Below are 21871 nucleotides of genomic sequence, written 5' to 3'. Positions count from 1 at the left end.
TGTTCGTATTAACGTTATAAAACTCCTTATATGTAGAGTTACTTTTGACGTTATTCAATCTTGTTTGCATGCAATTACAGTCTCAATAACAAATTGGCAAATAAAGATGCTCTTTCAGCGAGTGTTTCAATTTGAATATGTTCATTTTCTGCATGAATTCCTTTTCCACACGCACCTAAACCGTCGAGAGTAGGAACACCAATAGCTGCTGTGAAATTCCCATCACTTCCCCCTCCAACAGATGCTTCTTCTAATTTCATGCCAAGTTCCGATGCAATGGATTGAGCACATCCAAACAATTCTTTCGTTTGTTCAGTTTTCACCATTGGAGGTCTATTCATACCACCGGTTACTTCCAACTTAATTCCTTTTAAAATCGGTTTTAAATTTAAAATAATATTCGTTACTCGTTTTGCTGCTTCTTCTGTTGAAACACGTAAATCAACGCGAGCTTCTGCGTATTCTGGAACCACGTTTGTTCCACTTCCTCCAGTAAAAGTTCCTACATTTACAGTTGTTCCTTTTTTATAATTGGTTAACTCTTGTAAAACAATAACTTGCCGAGCTAGTTCTTCAATAGCATTAATGCCTTCTTCGTGATGGTTACCGGCATGGGCAGCACGTCCCCATACTTTTATCTTGAAAATCCCTGTACCTTTGCGAGCTGTTTTTAATGCTCCCGACCCAGCCACAGCAGGTTCAGCAACTAATACAGCATCACTTTTTTTTGCTTCTTCTTCAATGTATTCTTTAGAAGCAATTGAACCAATTTCTTCATCTGAATTGCAAAGGAAAACGATCTTTTTATTTAATGAAAGTTTGAGTTCCTGGATGGCTTTAATTGCCCATAGAGACTGGATAATGCCGCCTTTCATATCTAAAATACCAGGACCATACAGTTTATTTCCTTCTCTTCTAAGCTTAAGTCTACCTTCCTGCCAAACTGTATCAAAATGCCCTATGATCAAAATTTGTTGTTCTCCTTCTCCAATTGTAAATTTCAGATGATTCCCCACTTTTGTTTCTTCTATTATTTCGTATCCTACGTCTAAGCGTCTTTGAAAAAGCTGGCTTAAATATGTACCGCACTCATCTACTAATTCTTTATTGTAAGAAGGTGATTCTTTTTTTACGAATTCAATTAAATCATCTAACATGGCTTGTTCATGGTCTTGCAGATAGCTAGAAACGGTTTTTTCAATTAGTAACTTACTCAAAATAATTCCTCCTCTGAACTGTAAAACAATTCTGTATGTTTATATACTGTTAATTAATACTATTGCAAGAACCTTGCCAACTTTGATTTTTTATTAAATCGACTATCTTTAACCTATTAATTTTTTTATAGGGTGTTTTATGGTTGATTAATAACCAATAAATAGACCTATAAATACTAATTTTTTAATGTAAACTACTTTAAAAGGATAATTTATTAATCTTAGAAACTGGCATGTTTTTTGCATTGTGTTTAGGTAGATGGTGTTAGTTATATTCAGGTGAAATTTCTGAATAATCACTATATAAGTGAAGGAGGGATAGCGAGAGTTTCTTAATACCATACAGATTAATTTGGAGGGAAATTATATTATGCAATCTACAGCTCAAAAAACGATTCATAAACCTATTAGAAGAAAGTTATTTAAACCTGATGCTTATGTCCTTTTGTTCTATATTTTAATAATTTGCACTATAGCTACCTATCTTGTTCCATCAGGGGTGTTTGATCGAGTAAAAAAAGGTGACATTACGATGACTGTTCCTGGAAGTTATCATTTAGTGGAATCTACTCCTGTTAATTTCCTTGAAATTTTTACTGCAATTCAAAGCGGAATGGTTGCTGGAGCTCCTTTGATCTTTCTTATTTTATTTACTGGTGGTGCTTTAGCGGTCATTGATAAGACGGGGGCTATCGATACGTTTATTCGAAGTGTTATAAATTTATGTAAGGGGAGAGTTCTTCTACTTATTATTCCTATTTGTTTAATGTTTTCTATACTTGGTACCACAGGTATCATTGTTAACTCTGTTATTGCATTTATCCCTATAGGAGTAATGATTGCTCGTAAATTAAAATTAGATGCCATTTTTGGGGTATCTCTTATATATCTAGGTACTTACGCAGGGTGGAATGTATCCCTGATAAGCCCACAAACATTAGGATTATCGCAGCGAATTGCTGAGCTGCCACTATTATCTGGAATGAGCTTTCGCATTGTCATTTATTTCACGTTCTTACTATGTACTATTTCTTATATATATTGGTATGCACGAAAAATCCAGAAAGATGCTAGTCAAAGTATACTGGGCTTAGAGAGGTTTCCAAATTCATTAGGCACAAATGAGAACAAAATGAAAACACCGAAACTAACATTACAACATAAGATTATTTTATTGTTTTCTGGTGGATCTTTACTAGCATTTATTATCTGTACGCTCATTTTTAAATGGACTGAAAACGAAATGGCAGGTCTATTTATTTTTATGGCTATAGGTGCTGGACTTATTTCCCGTATGAATGTTAATGATATTGCCAAAACATTTATGGATGGTTGCCAGAAACTTGTATATGGGGCGTTAATTGTAGGAATGGCTCGAGCTGTGATAATTTTGCTTGAACAGGGGCAACTTTTAGATACGATTGTGCATGGTCTTTCTACCCTTTTAGCTCCCCTTTCTCCAATTACAGGAACACTTGGCATGTTTATAGGTAGTGCAGCTATTCATTTTTTAATTTCGTCTGGCTCAGGAGAATCGACTATGTTAATGCCAATATTGGTACCACTTGCTGATTTGCTACATATTACTCGCCAGGTAGCGGTACAATCCGTTTTATTTGGGGAGGGAGTAGTAAACTGTATTAATCCAACATCAGGTGTACTAATGGCAATACTGGCTACTAGTGGTATTTCATATGGTAAATGGCTTAAATTTATGATTCCGTTAACACTTATATGGGCCATCCTAGCTGCTATCTTTTTAACAATTGGTGTATTAATAAAATGGGGACCTTTCTAAGTTATTTTAAAATCTGATAGAATAAGAGCAAAATGCAACCGTGTGGTAAGGAGAAGAAGATGAAAAAGCCCACTATACTTCTTGTGACTATCAGCAAAAAAGTATGCAAAACATTTGAAGAAAATCTAAGAATGTTTTTTGGTTCAAAAATCTATATTGAGACATGTTATGAATCCCTACAATTAAATGAGAAGATCATTCATAACGCTGATTTAATTTTATTATCTAGTCCAGTGCTTGAAGACTCTATTAAAGCATTGAATTCAAGTATTCCTGTTATGGTTGCTAGACGTTCTATTCGTATTGCAAAGTTAGAGCAACTTTTAGATTTGGCACCAAAAACAAATATTTTATTAGTTACTAACTATATAAATAATGTTAGAGATTCTATTGATCTTCTGCACTCTTTCGGATTTGGGCATTTAAATTTAATTCCTTATGTTCCTGGGGTTACAAATGTCAAACAGGCAGAAAACATTGATTTTGCTATTACGCTTGGACAAGATGAACTTGTACCTAAACATATTAAAAAAATCATTAATTTAGAAAATCGACCAATTGATTTAACCACTATGCTCGATATTGCTCGTCTTTTGAACCTTTCTTTAGAAAAGTCCCATTTTTATACAGCAGAATTTTTTAGAGATTTTGTGAAGATGGGAAGGAATTTATCATTATCTATTCAAAATGAGAAACAACTAATACAGAAATTAGAATCTGTTTTAAATGCAGTACATGAAGGAATTATAGGGCTAGATGAAAAAGGATTCATTACATTAATTAATGAAGATGCTCATCAAATTCTACAACTCCCGTCTAACTGTATTGGAAAGCATTACAATGAGGTTATACCTAGTTTTCAGATTAATGAGACGTTTATTGATCAAAAGGAACAACTTGATAACTTATTTCAAATAAATAATCGTTCATTATTAGTAACGAAAGTGCCCTTAACCTTTAATAAAAAACTAACAGGCCTTGTGATCACGTTTCAAGATGTTACAAGAGTTCAAAGAATGGAACAAGAAATTAGACGAAAAAGCGCTGAGTTAGGTTTAACTACAAAATATTCATTTGATAATATTATTGGAAATAGCCATTTACTGGTATCTGCAAAACAAAAAGCAATTCGGTTGGCTCAAAGTGATTATACAGTATTAATTACTGGAGAAAACGGGACGGGGAAAGAAGTATTTGCACAGGCCATACATAATAATTCTGAAAGGAAAGACGGTCCATTTGTAGCAGTAAACTTTGCAGGGTTAACTGAAACATTAATAGAAAGTGAATTATTTGGTTATGAAGGTGGAGCGTTTACAGGCGCTAAGAAAGAAGGGAAAATGGGTTTATTTGAATTAGCGCATAATGGCACTATTTTCATGGATGAAATTGGAGATGCTTCACTAAGTATTCAGGCTTCCCTTTTACGAGTCCTTCAGGAACGCCAAGTTATGCGTGTAGGTGGCCATAAGGTCATACCAATAAATGTACGAGTTATTGCAGCCACCAATCAAAACGTACATCAAATGATTCAAGATGGTACGTTTCGTCAAGATTTATATTATCGTCTAAATGTTTTACCGTTACAACTCCCTTCACTTAGAGAAAGAAAACAAGATTTATTTATACTAATAGATTTCTTTTTAAAATTATTAAAGAAAAATCTAATGTTTGACTCAAGTGTAAAAAAACTATTAATGAACTATAATTGGCCAGGTAATATACGAGAACTTGAAAATTTCATCCATTATTTAATGGTCATTGTAGAAGGAAATATGGTCACTGAGAATCATATACCAGAACATATTTTATTATCACAAGAAACTGTTAATTCATCAGATAATTCATTATCAGAGATTGATGAGACACTACTCTTTTTAAAAACAGGAAATTTCATAGAAGATTTTAAATCCATACTACAAGCACTATGGATTTGTAAAAAGAGAGAAATAAGTGTAGGGAGAGGAGTTATGCAAGAATTGCTCCCTTATTTTTTGTCTGATTCACAATTGCGATATCGATTATCAATATTAAATAAAGCTAAATGCATTAAAGTTGGAATTAAAAAACAGGGAACGGAGATTACAGAAGTGGGTGTAGAGATACTTCGTAGATTAAAATTGTGAATAAGGATCTAGTACAAAATATTTAAGTTTCTAGAAAGTAATTCTCACATTTTTTTCAAAAAACAGTTTATAAGAAAACAACAAAGCGACTTTATCAATCCAATTAGAATGATAAAGTCGCTTATATATTTCTTTATTCTATATTTTATCCTTTTAAAATTTTACGAGAAGACTTATGGGTAATTTTCCCAATGGTGTATCATGCTTCCTGCTTTTGTTGTGTCATTCTTAATTGTAATATTTAGTTGATAGAAGGTTGCAGTATCTTAATTGAGCAAACTAAAAACCTTTAACTTCCGATTTTACTTCATTAGGTAAACTTATATTGTAAAGTATAAATTCAATTTTTGGGGTACTTGTTGAACTAACGGGTGTTTTAGCTGAAGATTGGAGCTGTCCTTAAGGCAGCTTTTTCTTATGGAACTAAAGGGGCAGGTTAGTATAACAAGCAAAAGTGATACAATAATAATAAAATAGGTCTTGTTTTCAAGGAGGTAAAAAATGGATTACATTTCACCGAAAGAAGCGGCGTTAAAGGTGAAACGGTGGCCTAAAGATACCATAGCGGCGGGTCGTCGTCATACCGTTGGTCTTAAATCTGACGGAACGGTGACGGCTATGGGTGATAATAAATATGGCCAATGTAATGTAAGCTGTTGGCTCGATATTGTGGCGGTCGCGGCTGGTAATGTTCATATGGCGACGAACACGGGTAATGCTCATACAATCGGTCTTAAATCTGACGGTACTGTGGCGGCTGTGGGTTGGAATAAGCATGACCAATGCGAAGTAAACGAATGGCGCGATATTGTAGCGGTTACGGCGGGTTGGCGTCGTACCATTGGGCTTAAATCGGATGGTTCGGTGGTAGCTGTGGGCCGAAATAATGAAGGTGAATGCAATGTAAGCGACTGGCATGATATTGTGGCGGTCGCGGCGGGTGACTGGCATACCATCGGTCTTAAATTGGACGGCACGGTGACGGCTGTGGGTAATAATAGGTATCGCCAATGCAATGTAAGCGACTGGCGCGGCATAGTGGCGGTTGCGGCGGGTTATCTTCATACTGTTGGGCTTAAATCGGATGGCACGGCGGTTGCTGTGGGTCAAAATAAGGTAGGCCAATGCGATGTAAGCGGCTGGCGCGGTATTGTGGCGATAGCGGTGGGAAGTAGTCATACCATCGGCCTAAAATCGGACGGTACTGTGGCGGCTGTGGGCTGGAATGAGTATGGTCAATGCAATGTAAGTGACTGGTGCGATATTGTAGCAATTGCGGCGGGTTGCGCTCATACCATCGGCCTAAAATCGGACGGCACGGTGGTTGCTGTGGGTGATAATGAATATGGCCAATGCGATGTAAGCGGCAGACGCGGCATCCAACTGCCCGGCAATTAGTTTTCGGGTAAAAAGGATACAGTTCCTGCAACTAGTAAATTTAAAAAAGGATTAAACATAAAAGGTAAAAATTCCTTCTTCAGCTAACGGGTACATTAGCTGAAGATCAAAGCTGTCTTTAAGGCAGTTTTTTCTTTATGCAACTATCGGGGAAGGATAGTTCCATAAGAAATATATTATTTTTAACAAAATCAGAGTAAATTGGTAATTATTAAAATTGTTAAATTAAGGATTGGGGACTATGAGGCAGCTTATTGCATCAATTTATATATCATTTGGTTTTCTATTTTATTTTCTTACTTTCTTTGGATACTATTATCCTTCTAAAATCGTTGAATTTGTTTCCTTTGTATTTATATTTATTGGTTTTGGTTATTTGTTTAAAGAGTTTAAAGAAAGAATTAAAAAGACGTTTCAGTGAATTTAAGATGAATTTTTCTTGAACTAACGGGTGCGTTAGCTGTAGATCGGAGCTGTCTTAAAGGCAGCTTTTTCTTATGGAACTAACGGGGCAGGTTAGTTCCATAAGGAATTCTGTTAAGTGACATTAAAGTTGTTTAATTTACAATAAAGTCGTTTAAAACATAATAAAGTTGTTTAAAAACGTCAGTCATGTTATTCCATTAAAGGGCCATATAATGGAGTAAGTCTTCTAGAACTAACAGGCAGTTGCTTAATAAGAGACTATAATAAATGCCTTAACAGTCAGGTGAAGTTAGGTAGACTATAATGTTCTAAGAAAATCGAAGAGCCAATGACTTTATTGGTTCTTCATCTTTTTGTATGCTTATGTTTATAGGTAGTGGCATTAGTTAGAACCAAGCTTTGGAAAGTAAGTGAACACCTTCATGAATCCTATTCTCATCTAAACTGGCAAATCCAAGAAGCACTTGAGAATATTCTTGAGAAGGTGGTCGCTCATAAAATGAGGACACTGGATACACTAAAACTCCCTTCTCTTTAGCAGTAGCGATGAGCTCTTTCTCTGTCATGTTATTCTGGGGTTTCAAGAGCACGTGTAAACCAGAACCTGAACCAATTATTTGGACCCGATCATTCATGTTAGCTTTAATAGATGTAAGTAAAGCGTTATGCCTTTTCTTATAAATATTTCTTACTTTGTTCAAATGCCTTGACCATTGGCCACTTTCCATAAAGAGCTTTAGAGTATGTTGATGTAATCTTGAAACAGTTTGCATATAACCAATAAAGTTTTCATTGTACTTTACTAACAACTTTGTTGGAAGTACCATATAGCTCAAACGCAAAGATGGAATTAGTGACTTGGAAAAAGTCCCCATGTATACAACATTTCCATATAGATCAAGGCTTTGAAGCGATGGAATAGGCTTTCCTTCGTATCGAAATTCACTATCGTAATCATCTTCGATGACATATCCACCCTTCTCCTTCGCCCATTCTATCAATTCTAAGCGCCGTGATATTGGCATAACGGTTCCTAAAGGGAATTGATGGGAAGGAGTGACGTAGGCAACTTTCGCTTCGCTCTCTGTTAATTCAGTAACATTAATTCCATTTTTATCAAGATGAATGGGCTTAACTGTTCTTCCATAGTCCTTAAAAATAAGGCGTACTCGGTCATAACCCGGTTCTTCTATACCATAAACTAATTCTCTACCAATCATTTTACATAGCATGCTTAATAGGTATTGTGTACCTGCTCCAATGACAATTTGATCTTCAGAACATTTAACTCCTCTAGATTGATAAAGGTATCTAACAATGTGTTTTCGAAGTTCAAATTCTCCTTGTGGATCTCCATACAATAACAGTTGGTCTTGTTCGGCAGCGAGACTTTTCATGGTCAATTGACGCCATAACTTAAATGGAAAATGGGTTAAATCTACATCCCCATACTTAAAATCGTATTCAATCTTTGGTGGTTGATCTTCCAGATGATCAAATCCCCTATTTGCAGTTTTATCCATATCGTTGTTGTTAGAATCTATAAGGAAGAGGTCATTTTTTATCTCTACAACAAACAATCCTTTTCTTTCTTCACTTCTAATATAACCTTCAGCAACAAGTTGTTGGTAAGCAGCATCAACCGTGTTACGACTCACGTTTAAATAATCTGCCAAATTTCTTTGAGAAGGTAACTTACTGTGAGGGGGGATATTTTTTCTTTGTATTTCTTTTCTAAGATACTCATAAAGTTGGATATAAATGGGCTCTTTTTTTCCAACATCTAAGGTTGGCGTTATTTCTAGCATATTAACCTCCTTATAAACTGGCTCTTTAAAATGTTTATAAACTGGCGCTTTTAATAATGCCAGTTGTTTTATTATAATAAGTTTACATTTTGGTGATCACAAAAGCAAAGGAGTGTGTTCTAATGTACATCCCATCGCACGTTAAAATTGAAGATGATGAAATTATTTATGGCATCATTCAAGAGTAAGGATTTGTGACTTTTTTCTCTCAACATGAGGGTGAACCTTTAACTCATATTCCCTTAATGATTGATGAAGATAAGGAATACTTATATGGTCACCTCGCTCGAGCAAATTCTCAACGGAAGGACATTCACAATCAAAATGTTCTTGCAATCTTTCATGGCCCTCATTGTTATATCTCTTCCTCTTGATATAAGTCAAATCAAGCGGTATCTACTTGGAACTATTTAGCAATCCATGTATATGGGAAAGTTGAAATTGTTGAGGATGATGAATTAAAAGAATCTTTAAGTGATTTAGTAAAAAAATATGAAGTACCTGACAGTTCTTATCAATTAGACGAAGTCGATGCAAGATATCTGGAAGGTATGACAAAAGGCGTTGTGGGTTTTAAAATCAAGATTAAAAAAAGAGGGAAAAGCGAAATTGAGTCAGAACCATTCAATCGAACGGAGAAAGCTTGTTATTCAAGAACTAAAGAAATTTGAAAGTGAGGATGAGCGAAAGATTGCATCTTATATGAAAGATTATCTGCAAAAAGACCTACTTAAGAAAAAATAAGGTCTTTGAAACGATCTTCCAGTAACGGTGCAGGTAAGTTGAAGTAGAGATAAAAAAGGATAAAGGAGATAGTATTATGCTAAAAGAAACATTTCACATTGCTGTGCCAACTGCATTTTTTGAAGATGAATCTGTAAATATTCAGGGGACAATAGATCATATAAGAGATTTGTATAAACAAGGAGTAAAGTCTGTTCTTGTCTCTGGATCTACTGGTGAGCAGCATAGTCTGAACCTTAAAGAGAAAATTGAAATAATAAACAGTTTGGTATTGGCAGAAGAACTTATTAATAATATGGAAATTTTATTTGGGGTGTCATCTATTAGACAAAAAGAAGCAGAAGAACTAGCTAAAAAGATTCGTACTACAAAAATATCAGGTATTTTGCTTGGGTATCCACCGTATGTTCTACCGACACAAGAAGAGGCATTAGTTTATACAAAAACCATTATTAATCTTAGTAATAAGCCTACTATCTTATATAACAATCCAAAAAGAACTGGATTTAATTTATCAGTAAACAGTATTATTGAGTTAAGTAAGATAGAATTAGTAGTTGGATTAAAAGAAGCTGGCAATAAAGAAAAAGTTGGACTACTAAAAAACGATATTAACAGAAACAACTTTCATTTTTATGCTGGTGGAGAAGTGGAATTAGAGGAAAAAGTATTACAGGGATTTGATCGTCTTTCTTCAATCGCTGGAAATATTTCACCTATGGAAATCAGTCAATGGTTTAATAAAATGCTTACGAAAAAAAATATTACTCAACAAGAAAGAGTAAAGATAGAAACCATCATTCAACAAGTTTATCAAGGGTCACCTTTAGTAAACCTAAAGAAAAGTATTAATCAAAAGGGAATTCCAATGGGAATTTGCAGGAGTCCAGTTGGAATAATTTAATTAGATAGATCATTATTTTCTTAAACTTGTGTGATTACTACAAAGTTAGCCCCATTTTATAAGGGTAGGTATTTATTTTACTTACTCAAGGTTCTTCAACTAAAGGGTTCTATTCTTTAATAAGAATCGATTTTCTTAATGAACTGACGGGTGCTTTACTTCAATAAGGGAGCTGCTTAGGCAGCTCTTTTTTCTTATAGAGCTAACGGGGCAGGATAGTTCAATAAGGGATATGTTTTTTAACAGAATTAGCATAGAATGGTAAATGTAAATTTATTGAATTAAGGGTTGGGGAATATGAGGCATCTTAAAATAACACTTAAAATAAGCGCAAATTACCTCTTAAGGTGACAATAAAGGCAGGATAGTACGTAAAAAAAATCTAACTAACATAGGTGTAAGAATGTTAGTCCGTTGCAGAACCATTAAAAACATTTTAGGTGTAAGCAGCCAGCAATCATATTTAGAGCCAGTTAGGAGAAAATCACCTCTGGTTTATAATGCTTCTATTTAAAAAATTCGTTTTCTCATGCCAGTCGAAACATGTAGCCTATCAGGAGAAATCTTTGCTCGTCGTGAATTTAAAAACTCCCCAAGCACTTTTATATTTCTGTTTTCCATCCAGATTTCTCTCCTTAAGGTGTTACTGATAATACTAGTATAACGAAAAACTCGTAATAATATTGGTAGCTATTAGAATAAAATCATAGAAAAGAAATTAAACAAAAAATGCCTAGTAATTATCAGGCAAGCGAAAGGGGAAAGAGAAAAAATGAAGGCTATTATCATTCCACAATTTGGAGAAGCATCCGTACTTACACAGAAAGAAGTAGCAACTCCACAACCTGGGATTGGAGAAGTAACAATTGATGTTGCTTATGCAGGTGTTAACTATGCGGAGGTATTATTTCGCAAAGGTGTTGTAGAGGATTTAGCGCTTCCATTTGTTCCGGGAATTGAGGTATCTGGAACAATTCGAGAAATCGGTGAAGGAGTAATGGGAGTAAGAGTAGGTCAACCTGTTGCAGCTCTAACAATTGTAAATGGAGGTGGATATGCAGAGGTAGTGAAAGTGAGTGAGGATTTGGTTATCCCGTTGGATCAAGAAACAAAAACTGTAGATATGCGAGTAGCAGCAACATATCCATCCAATGTAACGACCGCCATGATGATTTTATCCAGTGTGGCACATTTACAAAAAGGCGAAACGGTACTGGTACATGCTGCCGCTGGTGGAGTAGGAAGTGCGATCGGGCAAATGGCCCGTGCCCTTGGAGCAGGTAGGGTGATTGGAGTAGTAGGAAGCAAACAAAAAGTAGCATATGCCAAAAGTTTAGGCTATGACGAAGTTTATTTACGAGATGAATACGCACAAACTATTGCAGGTAGTGGTATAGATATTGTCATTGATCAAGTAGGAGGAGAAGCCAGAACAACAGGATTATCTCTCTTGTCCCCATTAGGACGATTGGTTGTCATGGGCAATGCAAGTGAAGCAGCAGACGTTACCCCATCTGCGAATGAACTTTGGTTTAGTAGCAAAGCAGTCCTTGGATTTAATCTACAGTTACTAAGTGTGTACCATCCAAAAATCGTTGCACAAGCAGCACGAAAAGCCCTTTCTTATGTGGCAAGTGGCGAAGTGAAGGTCGATGTAACAGAAGTACTGGATTTATCTGAAGTAGCAAAAGCTCATGAGAGTATCGAAAATCGGACATCCAAGGGAAAAATAGTGCTTCGGGTGAAATAAACAATACCTGTTTTGAATAGGTGAACTACTCACCGCCTAAGAGGCGGAAGTTTCCTGCTTCATCGACCAACTGTCAACCATTTAGTAGGTCTTACATGATCCCCATAAACGTAACTTTGACGTGAACCATACTTAGAAAACGATAGCAATTTCAATGCAAGATATTTCCTAAAAAATGTCAGATATTCGAGGTGGCTAATGACCACAAAAACCCGCATTCCACAGTTTTTTCAAACAATTATATTTCCTAAATGAGCATCATGCAGTCTTGTTGACAGTGCAAAATGAAACAACTTTAAGGTAAGAATCGAGACCATTACTTACGTAAGAATATGCCTTGAACAGCTTATTTTTAAACGACTTTATTGTCACTGCACAACGTTGTTAAATCAATCAAGCAGCCTTTCCATATTTCAATATTCCAGAATCGGGCGCAATTGTTGAAGCTTAAGCAGATTTAACCGACTTTATTGTTATTTATTTTTTGTAAAAATGAGTACAGGGTGAAGATAATTAAATAACTATTTTTTTGAAAACTGTCCCATTTACGAACGGTGTAATGTATGGAATATTAAAATTAAACAACTTTGTTGTAAGTGAACACTAAAGAAAAAAGTTAAGGTAAATTCAACAACAAAATAAATGAATTCTCCCCAGCTTTTTGTGAGTGGCCCAAAAAAGAACGAATCGTTGCGTACCCCAATTTGTCTTGAACTAAAGGGTGCTTTACTTCATTACCAGGAGCTGATCAGCAGCTCCTTTTCTTATGCAACTATAGGGGCAGTTTAGTTTAATAAGAGAAGGATTATTTGTAATTAAATGGAATATATACTTTGGTCATTATTTTTATAAGAGGTGAATCCAATGTATATAAGAAAAGCTACGCTTGGAGATGCAAAAGATATTGCAAAAGTACACGTTGATAGTTGGAAATCTACTTATAAAAACATTATTCCAGATGAGTTTTTAAAGAAATTATCATATGACCAGCGAACTGACGCGTGGAATAGTAATATCTCCAAAGAAGGAAATTATGTCTTTGTCGCAGAAAATAATGAGGGAGAAATCGTAGGATTTGCAGATTGCGGAAAAAGAGAAAATAATAATGTCAATAATTCTGGTGATTTAACATCTATTTATCTCCTTAAAGAATATCAAGGAATAGGAGTTTCAATAGAGTTTTTGTTGAAGTATTAGAAGACAATAAAACCCGTTATTTCTATACATAAACAATAAAAACGAAAGACATTAAACCCCTTGAGACCTAAGGGGTTTTTAGCATGCTGCTTAATTACATATTAATCGTGAAAGTACACATTTTTCCAGAAAATACGTGAACTGACTCCCTTCAAGTAATACAGTTTCTTTTTTATAACTATCTATTTAGAGTGAATCTACAATTTTTTTCTATTCGTCTTTGTATTTGCACCAAAACCGGTTTTGACACCTCCAAAAACCATCATACAAATACAAAAAATTAAGTCGTTCCACCTTCTAAAAGTTTAACAGGCAGATATGTCTCAAACGGAAAATTGTTAAATTCACCTTCAATTTGTTTTAATAAAATATCAATTGCTGTCTTGGCAATTAAATCAATTGGTTGTTGTATGGTTGTCAATTCTGGCAGTAAAACTTGAACGGCTTCTGTTCCATCATAACCGACAATTTTTAATTGAGTTGGTATATCTTTTCCGCGTTTTTTAGATTCAGCTATAACAGATGCCGCGATTAAATCATCACTTGCAAAGATCCCATCTACTTCTGGATGTTCATCAAAAAGCTTGGAGATTACTTCTTGATGACTTTGATGAGGTGAAACTTCAAATGTAATTGGTAGTCTCTCATGTTCCTTCATAACATCCTCATACGCTTTTCTTCTTAAGTTTGCTGGTGTTTCCAACTCAATTGGTCCATTTATATGAACAATATACTGACAACCTTTCATTAATAATAATTCTGTAGCTTGTTTTCCTCCGCCATAATTGTCAGAGCCAACAACAGGGATGTTTTTCGATAAATAGTGGTCAATCGCTACAACAGAAAGATTCTGCTTCTCATAATTTAGTATACCTCGATTATATGTCACAACGACTACTCCATCTACCTGATTACGTATGAGCATTTCTAAATATTTTTCTTCTTTATCTATACGGTTTAAGCTGTTACAAAGTAACAATTTATAGCCTAATGAAGCGCAGATGCTTTCAATATGAAAGGCTAGTTCACCGTAAAATGGGTTACTTGAATTTGGAATAATTAGTCCTATTAAATTAGTTCGTTTATTAAATAGAGAACGGGCTAAATCGTTTGGAAAATAATTAATCTCTTCCATCGCTTTATAAACCTTTTCTTTTGTTTTTTCACTTATGTAACCGCGGTTATTTAATACACGGGAAACTGTTGTTGATGAAACACCTGCAATTTTTGCCACATCGTGAATGTTAGGCTTCATTTCATGTCCTCCTACCTTATTTAGAAACATCCATTTTATTTAACTTTTTTAACTACTCATTTGAATAAAGTTTACATGTTTTTGTCCATTGATTGAATACTGAGATTTTCTCAGTTGGTTCACAGAGATATTAAACATTAGAATCAATATTGTATAAAGAGCAAAGGTGATAAAAATGAAAAATTCAATAATAAACTGTTTAATAGCATATCATAATCTGTCACCTACTAGGAAAACCCTATAATAAAATAATTTCAGATTAGTCTGATCACGCACCTATTTTAGAGAAAAGTACTAATATGTGCAAGAGTTAGAGATTAATTACAGTTGACTTGAAGTTTTTGTAACTGAATTATAATGATTAACGATCATTTTAAATGATGTGTCGTTCCTTGATGATATTTTTTATCATTTTACACAAAAATAATCATCTGTCCGTTACCAATGAAAATTAATGTTTGATTTTTCAAAAAAAATACATGTCAACCGATTGACATATGCAACCGGTTGACATACAATTTGTTGAAAGCGCTATTATACAACATTGTTTAAAACGAAAGACATAATGAGGGGGAAGTGAAAGGTATGAAGAATCAAGTCATGGCTGTACTGACGATATCCACCGTTCCATTGATTATTATCTATAATGTGGCTCAGCGTTATATTTTAGAGGGGATTGGTGGTTCAGGTACAGGTATTAAATAGAGAGTGTATCATCATTAAAAATCGACAACCATGAATGGAGTTAAAATTCACATTTCTACTTCTTCTTTTTCATATCGTCAAGTAGTTATTCATTTCTTACACATGTCTAGTTAAAGGAGCGATTAAGATGAAAGGTTCAAAAACTCTGTATTGGATGTTAAGTGGGTACTTTTTCTTTTTCTTTTTTACTTGGTCTTCTAGTTACTCTTTATTTTCCATTTGGTTAGGACAAGAAATAAACTTAAGTGGGTCAGCTACAGGTATTATCTTTTCTGTAAACGCTATCTTCGCCTTATGTATGCAGCCACTATATGGTTATATATCTGACAAAATAGGTTTAAAGAAAAATGTATTAACTTTTATTAGTTTGCTGCTCGTATTTGTAGGACCATTTTATATTTTCATCTATGGACCATTATTAAAATACAATGTCTTTTGGGGCGCAATTGTTGGAGGAATCTATTTAGCAGTTGCTTTTCTAGCAGGGATTGGAGCGATTGAATCCTATATTGAAAAGATTAGCCGTAAATATGATTTCGAATATGGAAAATCAAGAATGTGGGGTTCTCTAGGGTGGGCGGCAGCTACATTTTTCGCAGGACAGCTGTTTAATATTAATCCAAATATCAATTTCTGGGTTGCATCTGTTTCGGCCATCATATTAGTGGCCATTATTATGTCTGTGAAAATAGAAATGACAGATCAAGAAATGAATAGAGCCAACTCTATTAATCTAAAAGATGTTGGACATCTTTTTCTATTAAAAGATTTCTGGTTTTTCATGATGTACATTATTGGGGTGACATGTATCTACAGTGTTTATGATCAGCAATTCCCTCTTTATTACGCATCTTTATTTCCGACTGAAGCGTTAGGCAATCAAGTATTTGGATACCTAAACTCATTTCAAGTATTTTTAGAGGCTGGAATGATGTTTCTTGCACCGTTTATCGTAAAAAAGTTTGGTGTAAAGAATAGTTTAATTCTAGCAGGATTTTTAATGTCCTTCCGAATCATCGGTTCTGGAATTGTTGTTGGACCAATCGGAATTTCTTCCATGAAATTAATTCATGCTCTAGAATTGCCTATTATGCTAATTGCTATTTTTAAATATTTAGCAGCGAATTTTGATACACGTTTATCTTCTGTGCTCTATCTAGTTGGTTTCCAATTTGCCTCTCAGGTAGGTGCATCTATTCTTTCACCACTCGCAGGTAGATTATACGACAGTGTAGGATTTCGTCATACCTATCTTATCATGGGAATCATGGTTTTCTGTTTTACCATTATTTCAATCTTTACTTTATTAGGTTCTAAAGAAAGCAAAGGCTTAAATGGCAATGTGGAAAGGTTACGAAAGATAATATAGGAGGATGTTATTATGTTAACAATTAATAGAATTAAAAAGGCTGAAGAGGCACTGAAGCTTGCAAACAAGAAAATAAATAATCGTTATCGATTAGGTTACCATATCATGGCCCCAGCTAACTGGATTAATGACCCGAACGGTTTCGCACAGTATAAAGGGGAATACCATGCATTTTATCAATGCCATCCATATGATGCAAATTGGGGGCCAATGCATTGGGGCCATGTAAAAAGTAAAGATCTCATTCATTGGGAGCATTTGCCTATTGCTTTAGCTCCTGGGGATGCTTGTGATACAGATGGATGTTTCTCAGGAAGTGCCGTTGATAATAATGGTGAACTAACCCTAATCTATACAGGACATCACTATACAGACAAAGAAAAAGATCTCTTCTATCAAAATCAAAATATTGCGGTCAGTACCGATGGCATAACATTTGAGAAAGTTGGAGAAAATCCGGTTATTGCTAAACCACCAATAGATAGTGCACATCACTTCCGTGATCCAAAGGTGTGGAAGCACAATGATGCCTGGTACATGGTTTTAGGAAATTCGACGAAGGAGAATGTCGGAAGAGTTATTTTATACCGTTCTTATGATTTACTGAAGTGGGAATACATTGGCGTTCTTGCACAAAGTGACGGCTCACTTGGGTATATGTGGGAATGCCCAGACTTCTTTGAATTAGATGGAAAATATATTCTACTGATCTCACCTCAAGGTATTAAATCAAATGGAGATTTATATAATAATCTATTCCAAACAGGTTATTTGGTTGGAGATTATAATTACGAAACAAACGAGTTTGTTCATGGATCATTTACTGAATTAGATAATGGACATGACTTTTATGCAGTTCAAACACTATTAGATGATAAAGGTCGTCGAATTGCGATTGGTTGGATGGATATGTGGGAGTCAAACATGCCAACAAAAACAGATGGATGGTGTGGAGCCTTAACATTACCACGCGAAATAACGCTAGGGGATAATAACAAGATTTTAATGAATCCTGTTGAGGAATTAATCTTATTACGTGATTCTGAACACAATGAGTGTATAAATCAATCCATTTCTGAAAGCTATTTGGTAGAAACGAAAGAGGATTTACTTGAAGTGAAAGCTGTGTTTGACTTAACTAATTGTAGTGCTCAATCTGTAGGTCTAAAGATTCGTGGAGTTAACCAAGAAGAAACAGTATTAACGTATCACTTAGATAAACAACAGCTAACACTTGATTGCTCCAAGTCAGGAAAAGTGGAAAATGGTGTTAGAAACACAATACTTGAGACAAATCAAGAGCTTTCCCTACGTGTATTTATTGACCGATCTTCCATTGAAATCTTTGCGAATGATGGACAAACGACCATGACAAGTCGTATCTATCCGAATGAAGATAGACTAGGTATTGAGTTATTTACTGAGAAGGGTGATGTACAAGTCAAGGAAATAACTTATTGGAACCTAAAAGACATTTGGAAATAAAATAACAAGGAACAAGTGTCTAGCACTTGTTCCTAATTTAGGGGTGAATACATTGAAAAAGGTTTTTTGTCTTGGTGAGACATTGATTGATTTTATTCCTATTCAAAAAGAAAAATCATTAAAAGAGGTTACTGGTTTTGAACGTGTTGCCGGTGGAGCTCCTATGAACGTTGCGATTGCAATTGCAAAATATGGTGGAAATTCAGCCATACTAACCAAGATAGCTAATGATAATTTTGGTGATTATTTAATGGACGTGCTTCGAGGAAATAATGTAGACACTTCCTATATTATTCGAAGCGATGAAGGAGAAACTGGATTAGCATTTGTATCTGTAGATAATTTCGGAGAAAGAAGTTTTAATTTTTATCGAAAGAATACAGCTGATTTATTACTTTCACCAGAAGAGGTGAAGTCAGAGTGGTTTAATCAAGGAGATATTCTTCACTTTTGCTCAGTGGATTTAGTTGAAAGTCCAATGAAACAAACTCATATAAAAGTGATAGACAGGTTTAATAAAATAGGTGGAATTGTAAGTTTTGACCCTAATGTCCGGCTTCCTTTATGGCCTGATGAAGAAAGCTGTCGGCGTACCATACTAAACTTCTTGCCTCTAGCTGATATTGTAAAAGTATCCGATGAAGAATTATATTTTATAACAAATATTAGTAAGGAAAAAGATGCGATTAAATCCCTTTTTGTCGGTAACGTGAAAGTAGTCGTATATACAAAAGGAGGCGATGGCGCAAAAATTTATTTGGAAAATGGAGAGGAATATGAAGACAAAGGATTTAAAGTAATTGTTTCGGATACAACAGGGGCAGGTGATGCATTTATGGGAGGTTTCTTATCCGAACTAGTGTCACTTGAAGTATCTAATGAAAATCTATGTGAAAGAGTGAGTGAAAATCATCAACGATTACTTACTTTTGCAAATGCAAGTGGAGCACTCACTGCTTCCGTAAAAGGAGCTATTCAGGCAGCACCTGGAAAACGACATGTATTAAATTTTATTTCTACTCAACGGGCGTGATATAGGTAGAGGAGGATTAGAATGTTCCAGTTACGTACATTGGGCGTTTCAAAATCGCCAGACCTTTGTCATTATTGATATTCAAACTGATTTTAATTACTCGACATGTTTTTCGAACTATCATTCAATTCCTGCAAAATCTCTTCTTTCTACTCAAAATAATCATTTTAAATCCCGTTCGTAAAAATACACTTTAACGAACGGGTATTTTTTATGCAAAATTACCTTGTTTTAATGTTCGTAAAAGTTCGAAAACACTTTATGAACGTTCGTGATTTTGTATACACTTTTACAAACGTTATTAATAAAATAAAAGAGAAAAAAGTAGAAGAAGGAGTAAAAAAACGGATATCAGTAAATTTGGATACATAAGAGTGAGTAGCTAAGATCAAAAACAAAGTGGAAAAATTTCGATCGAGTTCAATATCAATTATTAAAGCGCATGATCTGGAAAGGGGATGTACTTTACACGTTAGCATTTATTTCGGGTGGAATTATTGCTGGATGTGCGGCTCTTTGTTTTTGGGGTATTGTGAAGAAGCCTATTAGGGGTCAAAACCGCAATCTCGGCAGAGAAATTAGGAGTCGATGCCATAATTATTGTAGGGAATGAAACAGGGGGGCATCCTGGCATGGGGGATGTAGGCACGCTTGTCATGCTCCCTAGAGTAGTTGACTCCGTTTCAATACCTGTAATAGCAGGCGGGGGATTTTCGGATGGCCGAGGCCTTATTAGTGCCTTGTCACTCGGAGCTGAAGGGATTGTCATGGGAACTCGCTTTATGGCAACGCAAGAAGCGTCGATTCATGATAACGTGAAGAACTGGATGGTATCAGCCGATGAGCTGGATACGGTTGTCATCCAACGGAATATTGGCAGTCGTTCACGTGTAGCATTAAATGCCGTCAGTAAAGAAGTGGACAAACTTGAAAGTGAAGGAGCCACTTTAGAAGACCTTATTCCGCTAATAACGGGACAAAGGAGCAAAAAAGTATACTTTGATGGAGATTTAGATGGTGGCATCTGGTCGTGCGGTCAATCCGTAGGCCTGGTAAAAGAAGTTTTGACCGTCAATGAACTCATAAACCAAATCGTACAAGAAGCAAAAAACTCGTTCGAATTCATACAAAGCCGTATCGAATCAATTCGAACATAAATAATCTATCAAGAACATGAGATCAAGGTGGATTTCGTGTTTCTTTTTTATAGGTGTTCAAGTATGGGCTTTTTCAAATATTCCTCTTAATGAAGGGAACTTTACAGTTATTTACGACAGAAAGTTGAAGGAAAGACCGGTTTATTCGCCACTATGACGCGAAAAGACAATTCAAGAAAGAAAAAAACACATTAACTCATCCATTACTTGTTAATCAACTTTCAGAAACTTTTTAAAAAATACAGTCAGATTATAATAACCTTGAATTATTCATTAAGTTATCAGATGTAAAAGAACCAAATTTATTGGCGATTAGAGTTTACATAACAATATTATTCCATTTAATCAGACAATGCCTTAGGGCTTTATACAAGTTCATTTCGCAATTTTCTATAAGCTGCTTTGATTTCTGAACTTTTTATATCATTTATTTGTAAAAAGAGAAGTTAGCATTCACGATTAACTTATAAATGAATTGCACTCATGGTAACAAAGGGGGAGTTGCTAAAAAAAGTAGATAGTATTTATACACAAGTTCGATTGAAGGTTTTACCTTATGATTCTTGGCAGATTTCTAATGATTCATTGCATGCTGTTGCAGATATATCTAAGCAGTTCCTTGAAACGCAATTCTTTCCATTAGAAATAAATTTTATATAGAGCGGATTGATCATCATTAAGATTTATAAATCATTTACTTTTTAATGGCATTCATTACATGGGCTATCAGATAAATGAAAAAGGCAAATAGGGGGATTTTGTGGTTAAATAGAGGACCCTATCATCACTTTCAGTAAGAAAGCGGAACTTTTAAGATAAAAAACCTTTTGACTCGTCATTGAAATAAATTATATCTATATAATTATATAAAAGTGTTAACCCGTGATTTTTCTCATATTGCCATTTATTTTATATATCAAAATAATAAATTTTATAAATTAGATCACTTAAGTAGGACATTTCAGATTATAATATAGAATTTTTAGATATCGGTTCTTTGAATTTGTCTCTAGGAATGGAAAAACAAAATAGATTTATATGAATTCCCTGTACCTCGAAATGCAGAATTGGTTCAGTTAAATGAACATGGAAAAAGATATGACTAGTCAAGGGCATCTGAAGAGAATGGTATACCATATGGATATGTATTAGCCATTAAGGCGAATGGATGGAGAAAGGGTGAAAGTGAAGGTTTAAACGAAGGGAAATACTACGATTGATTTGATTATTACAACAAAGCAATTACAGATCCTCAGAGTAAAAGACTAAGTTTGGTAAATAATAAGTGAAATAAAGTATTACTTGATCATTGAGCATCCATAAATTAAAAATGCCCAAAAACGAAATATATTAGCACTTAACAGATAAACGGAGATTTAGAATAAAAATCAGTGAATTAAATGACATTGGTTAACACATTGTGAGATTACCATAAATCCAAGCAAAGCTAAATGCCAATGTTTAATCCGAAAATAAACTAAAATTGAAGATCAATCATT

13 protein-coding genes and 1 pseudogene are annotated in these 21871 nt (G+C 34.8%); 11 read left to right on the top strand and 3 right to left on the bottom strand.

Annotated features, from left to right (window positions below):
• Positions 1-74: 74 nt before the first annotated feature.
• Positions 75-1217 carry a M20 family metallopeptidase gene (locus ACQKMH_RS09880; RefSeq protein ID WP_427587208.1) on the bottom strand — a complete coding sequence of 381 codons (1143 nt, stop codon included), beginning with the start codon at positions 1215-1217 and terminating at the stop codon, positions 75-77.
• A gap of 370 nt (positions 1218-1587) precedes the next feature.
• On the opposite strand from ACQKMH_RS09880, the gene ACQKMH_RS09875 reads away from it, so the two are divergent.
• From ACQKMH_RS09875 to ACQKMH_RS09865, 3 genes are all read left to right on the top strand, one after another.
• On the top strand, positions 1588-3015 hold the full coding sequence (locus ACQKMH_RS09875; protein WP_427587206.1) for a YfcC family protein: 1428 nt from the start codon (positions 1588-1590) through the stop codon (positions 3013-3015).
• Positions 3016-3074: 59 nt separating this feature from the next.
• Complete coding sequence (locus tag ACQKMH_RS09870; RefSeq protein WP_427587204.1) at positions 3075-5141, top strand: sigma-54 interaction domain-containing protein; 2067 nt, start codon at positions 3075-3077, stop codon at positions 5139-5141.
• A gap of 501 nt (positions 5142-5642) precedes the next feature.
• Entirely contained in the window at positions 5643-6539 is an 897-nt protein-coding gene (locus ACQKMH_RS09865; protein ID WP_427587203.1) for an RCC1 domain-containing protein, read from the top strand.
• Between the two features lie 812 nt (positions 6540-7351).
• Here the strand turns inward: ACQKMH_RS09865 and ACQKMH_RS09860 are convergent.
• On the bottom strand, positions 7352-8773 hold the full coding sequence (locus tag ACQKMH_RS09860; protein WP_427587202.1) for a PLP-dependent aminotransferase family protein: 1422 nt from the start codon (positions 8771-8773) through the stop codon (positions 7352-7354).
• A gap of 122 nt (positions 8774-8895) precedes the next feature.
• On the opposite strand from ACQKMH_RS09860, the pseudogene ACQKMH_RS09855 reads away from it, so the two are divergent.
• The 4 genes and pseudogenes from ACQKMH_RS09855 (at position 8896) to ACQKMH_RS09840 (ending at position 13368) form a co-directional block, all read left to right on the top strand.
• A pseudogene (locus ACQKMH_RS09855) lies at positions 8896-9517 on the top strand (FMN-binding negative transcriptional regulator).
• 76 nt (positions 9518-9593) lie between these two features.
• Positions 9594-10421, top strand: coding sequence for a dihydrodipicolinate synthase family protein (locus ACQKMH_RS09850; protein WP_427587201.1), 828 nt, complete (start codon positions 9594-9596; stop codon positions 10419-10421).
• Positions 10422-11193: 772 nt separating this feature from the next.
• Positions 11194-12171, top strand: a complete 978-nt coding sequence (locus ACQKMH_RS09845; protein WP_427587200.1) for a quinone oxidoreductase family protein — start codon at positions 11194-11196, stop codon at positions 12169-12171.
• Positions 12172-13035: 864 nt separating this feature from the next.
• Positions 13036-13368, top strand: a complete 333-nt coding sequence (locus tag ACQKMH_RS09840; protein WP_427587199.1) for an N-acetyltransferase family protein — start codon at positions 13036-13038, stop codon at positions 13366-13368.
• Positions 13369-13648: 280 nt separating this feature from the next.
• Here ACQKMH_RS09840 and ACQKMH_RS09835 read toward each other — a convergent pair whose 3' ends face one another.
• Positions 13649-14623, bottom strand: a complete 975-nt coding sequence (locus ACQKMH_RS09835; protein WP_427587198.1) for a LacI family DNA-binding transcriptional regulator — start codon at positions 14621-14623, stop codon at positions 13649-13651.
• A gap of 832 nt (positions 14624-15455) precedes the next feature.
• Between ACQKMH_RS09835 and ACQKMH_RS09830 the strand changes: the two genes are divergently transcribed.
• The 4 genes from ACQKMH_RS09830 (at position 15456) to ACQKMH_RS09815 (ending at position 20372) form a co-directional block, all read left to right on the top strand.
• Positions 15456-16697 (top strand): MFS transporter, encoded by a 1242-nt coding sequence (locus tag ACQKMH_RS09830; RefSeq protein WP_427587197.1) that lies wholly within the window; start codon positions 15456-15458, stop codon positions 16695-16697.
• 21 nt (positions 16698-16718) lie between these two features.
• Positions 16719-18182 carry a glycoside hydrolase family 32 protein gene (locus ACQKMH_RS09825; protein ID WP_427587564.1) on the top strand — a complete coding sequence of 488 codons (1464 nt, stop codon included), beginning with the start codon at positions 16719-16721 and terminating at the stop codon, positions 18180-18182.
• 52 nt (positions 18183-18234) lie between these two features.
• The gene (locus ACQKMH_RS09820; protein WP_427587196.1) at positions 18235-19215 is read left to right on the top strand and encodes a carbohydrate kinase family protein; all 981 of its coding nucleotides are present in this window, start codon (positions 18235-18237) and stop codon (positions 19213-19215) included.
• A 563-nt stretch (positions 19216-19778) separates the two neighbouring features.
• Positions 19779-20372 (top strand): NAD(P)H-dependent flavin oxidoreductase, encoded by a 594-nt coding sequence (locus tag ACQKMH_RS09815; RefSeq protein ID WP_427587563.1) that lies wholly within the window; start codon positions 19779-19781, stop codon positions 20370-20372.
• The last annotated feature ends 1499 nt before the right edge of the window (positions 20373-21871 follow it).

Source organism: Peribacillus sp. NPDC097895 (genome assembly GCF_050277555.1).
In the GTDB taxonomy this organism is placed as follows: domain Bacteria; phylum Bacillota; class Bacilli; order Bacillales; family DSM-1321; genus Peribacillus.
Note: the sequence above shows the minus strand (reverse complement) of the source record. Positions and strands in the feature narration are given on the sequence as shown.

What these genes read in the sequence shown, in the direction of transcription:
- ACQKMH_RS09875 (WP_427587206.1), top strand. Translation starts at nt 1,588, where the DNA reads ATGCAATCTACAGCTCAAAAAACGATTCATAAACCTATTAGAAGAAAG.
- ACQKMH_RS09870 (WP_427587204.1), top strand. Translation starts at nt 3,075, where the DNA reads ATGAAAAAGCCCACTATACTTCTTGTGACTATCAGCAAAAAAGTATGC.
- ACQKMH_RS09865 (WP_427587203.1), top strand. Translation starts at nt 5,643, where the DNA reads ATGGATTACATTTCACCGAAAGAAGCGGCGTTAAAGGTGAAACGGTGG.
- ACQKMH_RS09860 (WP_427587202.1), bottom strand. Translation starts at nt 8,773, where the DNA reads ATGCTAGAAATAACGCCAACCTTAGATGTTGGAAAAAAAGAGCCCATT.
- ACQKMH_RS09850 (WP_427587201.1), top strand. Translation starts at nt 9,594, where the DNA reads ATGCTAAAAGAAACATTTCACATTGCTGTGCCAACTGCATTTTTTGAA.
- ACQKMH_RS09845 (WP_427587200.1), top strand. Translation starts at nt 11,194, where the DNA reads ATGAAGGCTATTATCATTCCACAATTTGGAGAAGCATCCGTACTTACA.
- ACQKMH_RS09840 (WP_427587199.1), top strand. Translation starts at nt 13,036, where the DNA reads ATGTATATAAGAAAAGCTACGCTTGGAGATGCAAAAGATATTGCAAAA.
- ACQKMH_RS09835 (WP_427587198.1), bottom strand. Translation starts at nt 14,623, where the DNA reads ATGAAGCCTAACATTCACGATGTGGCAAAAATTGCAGGTGTTTCATCA.
- ACQKMH_RS09830 (WP_427587197.1), top strand. Translation starts at nt 15,456, where the DNA reads ATGAAAGGTTCAAAAACTCTGTATTGGATGTTAAGTGGGTACTTTTTC.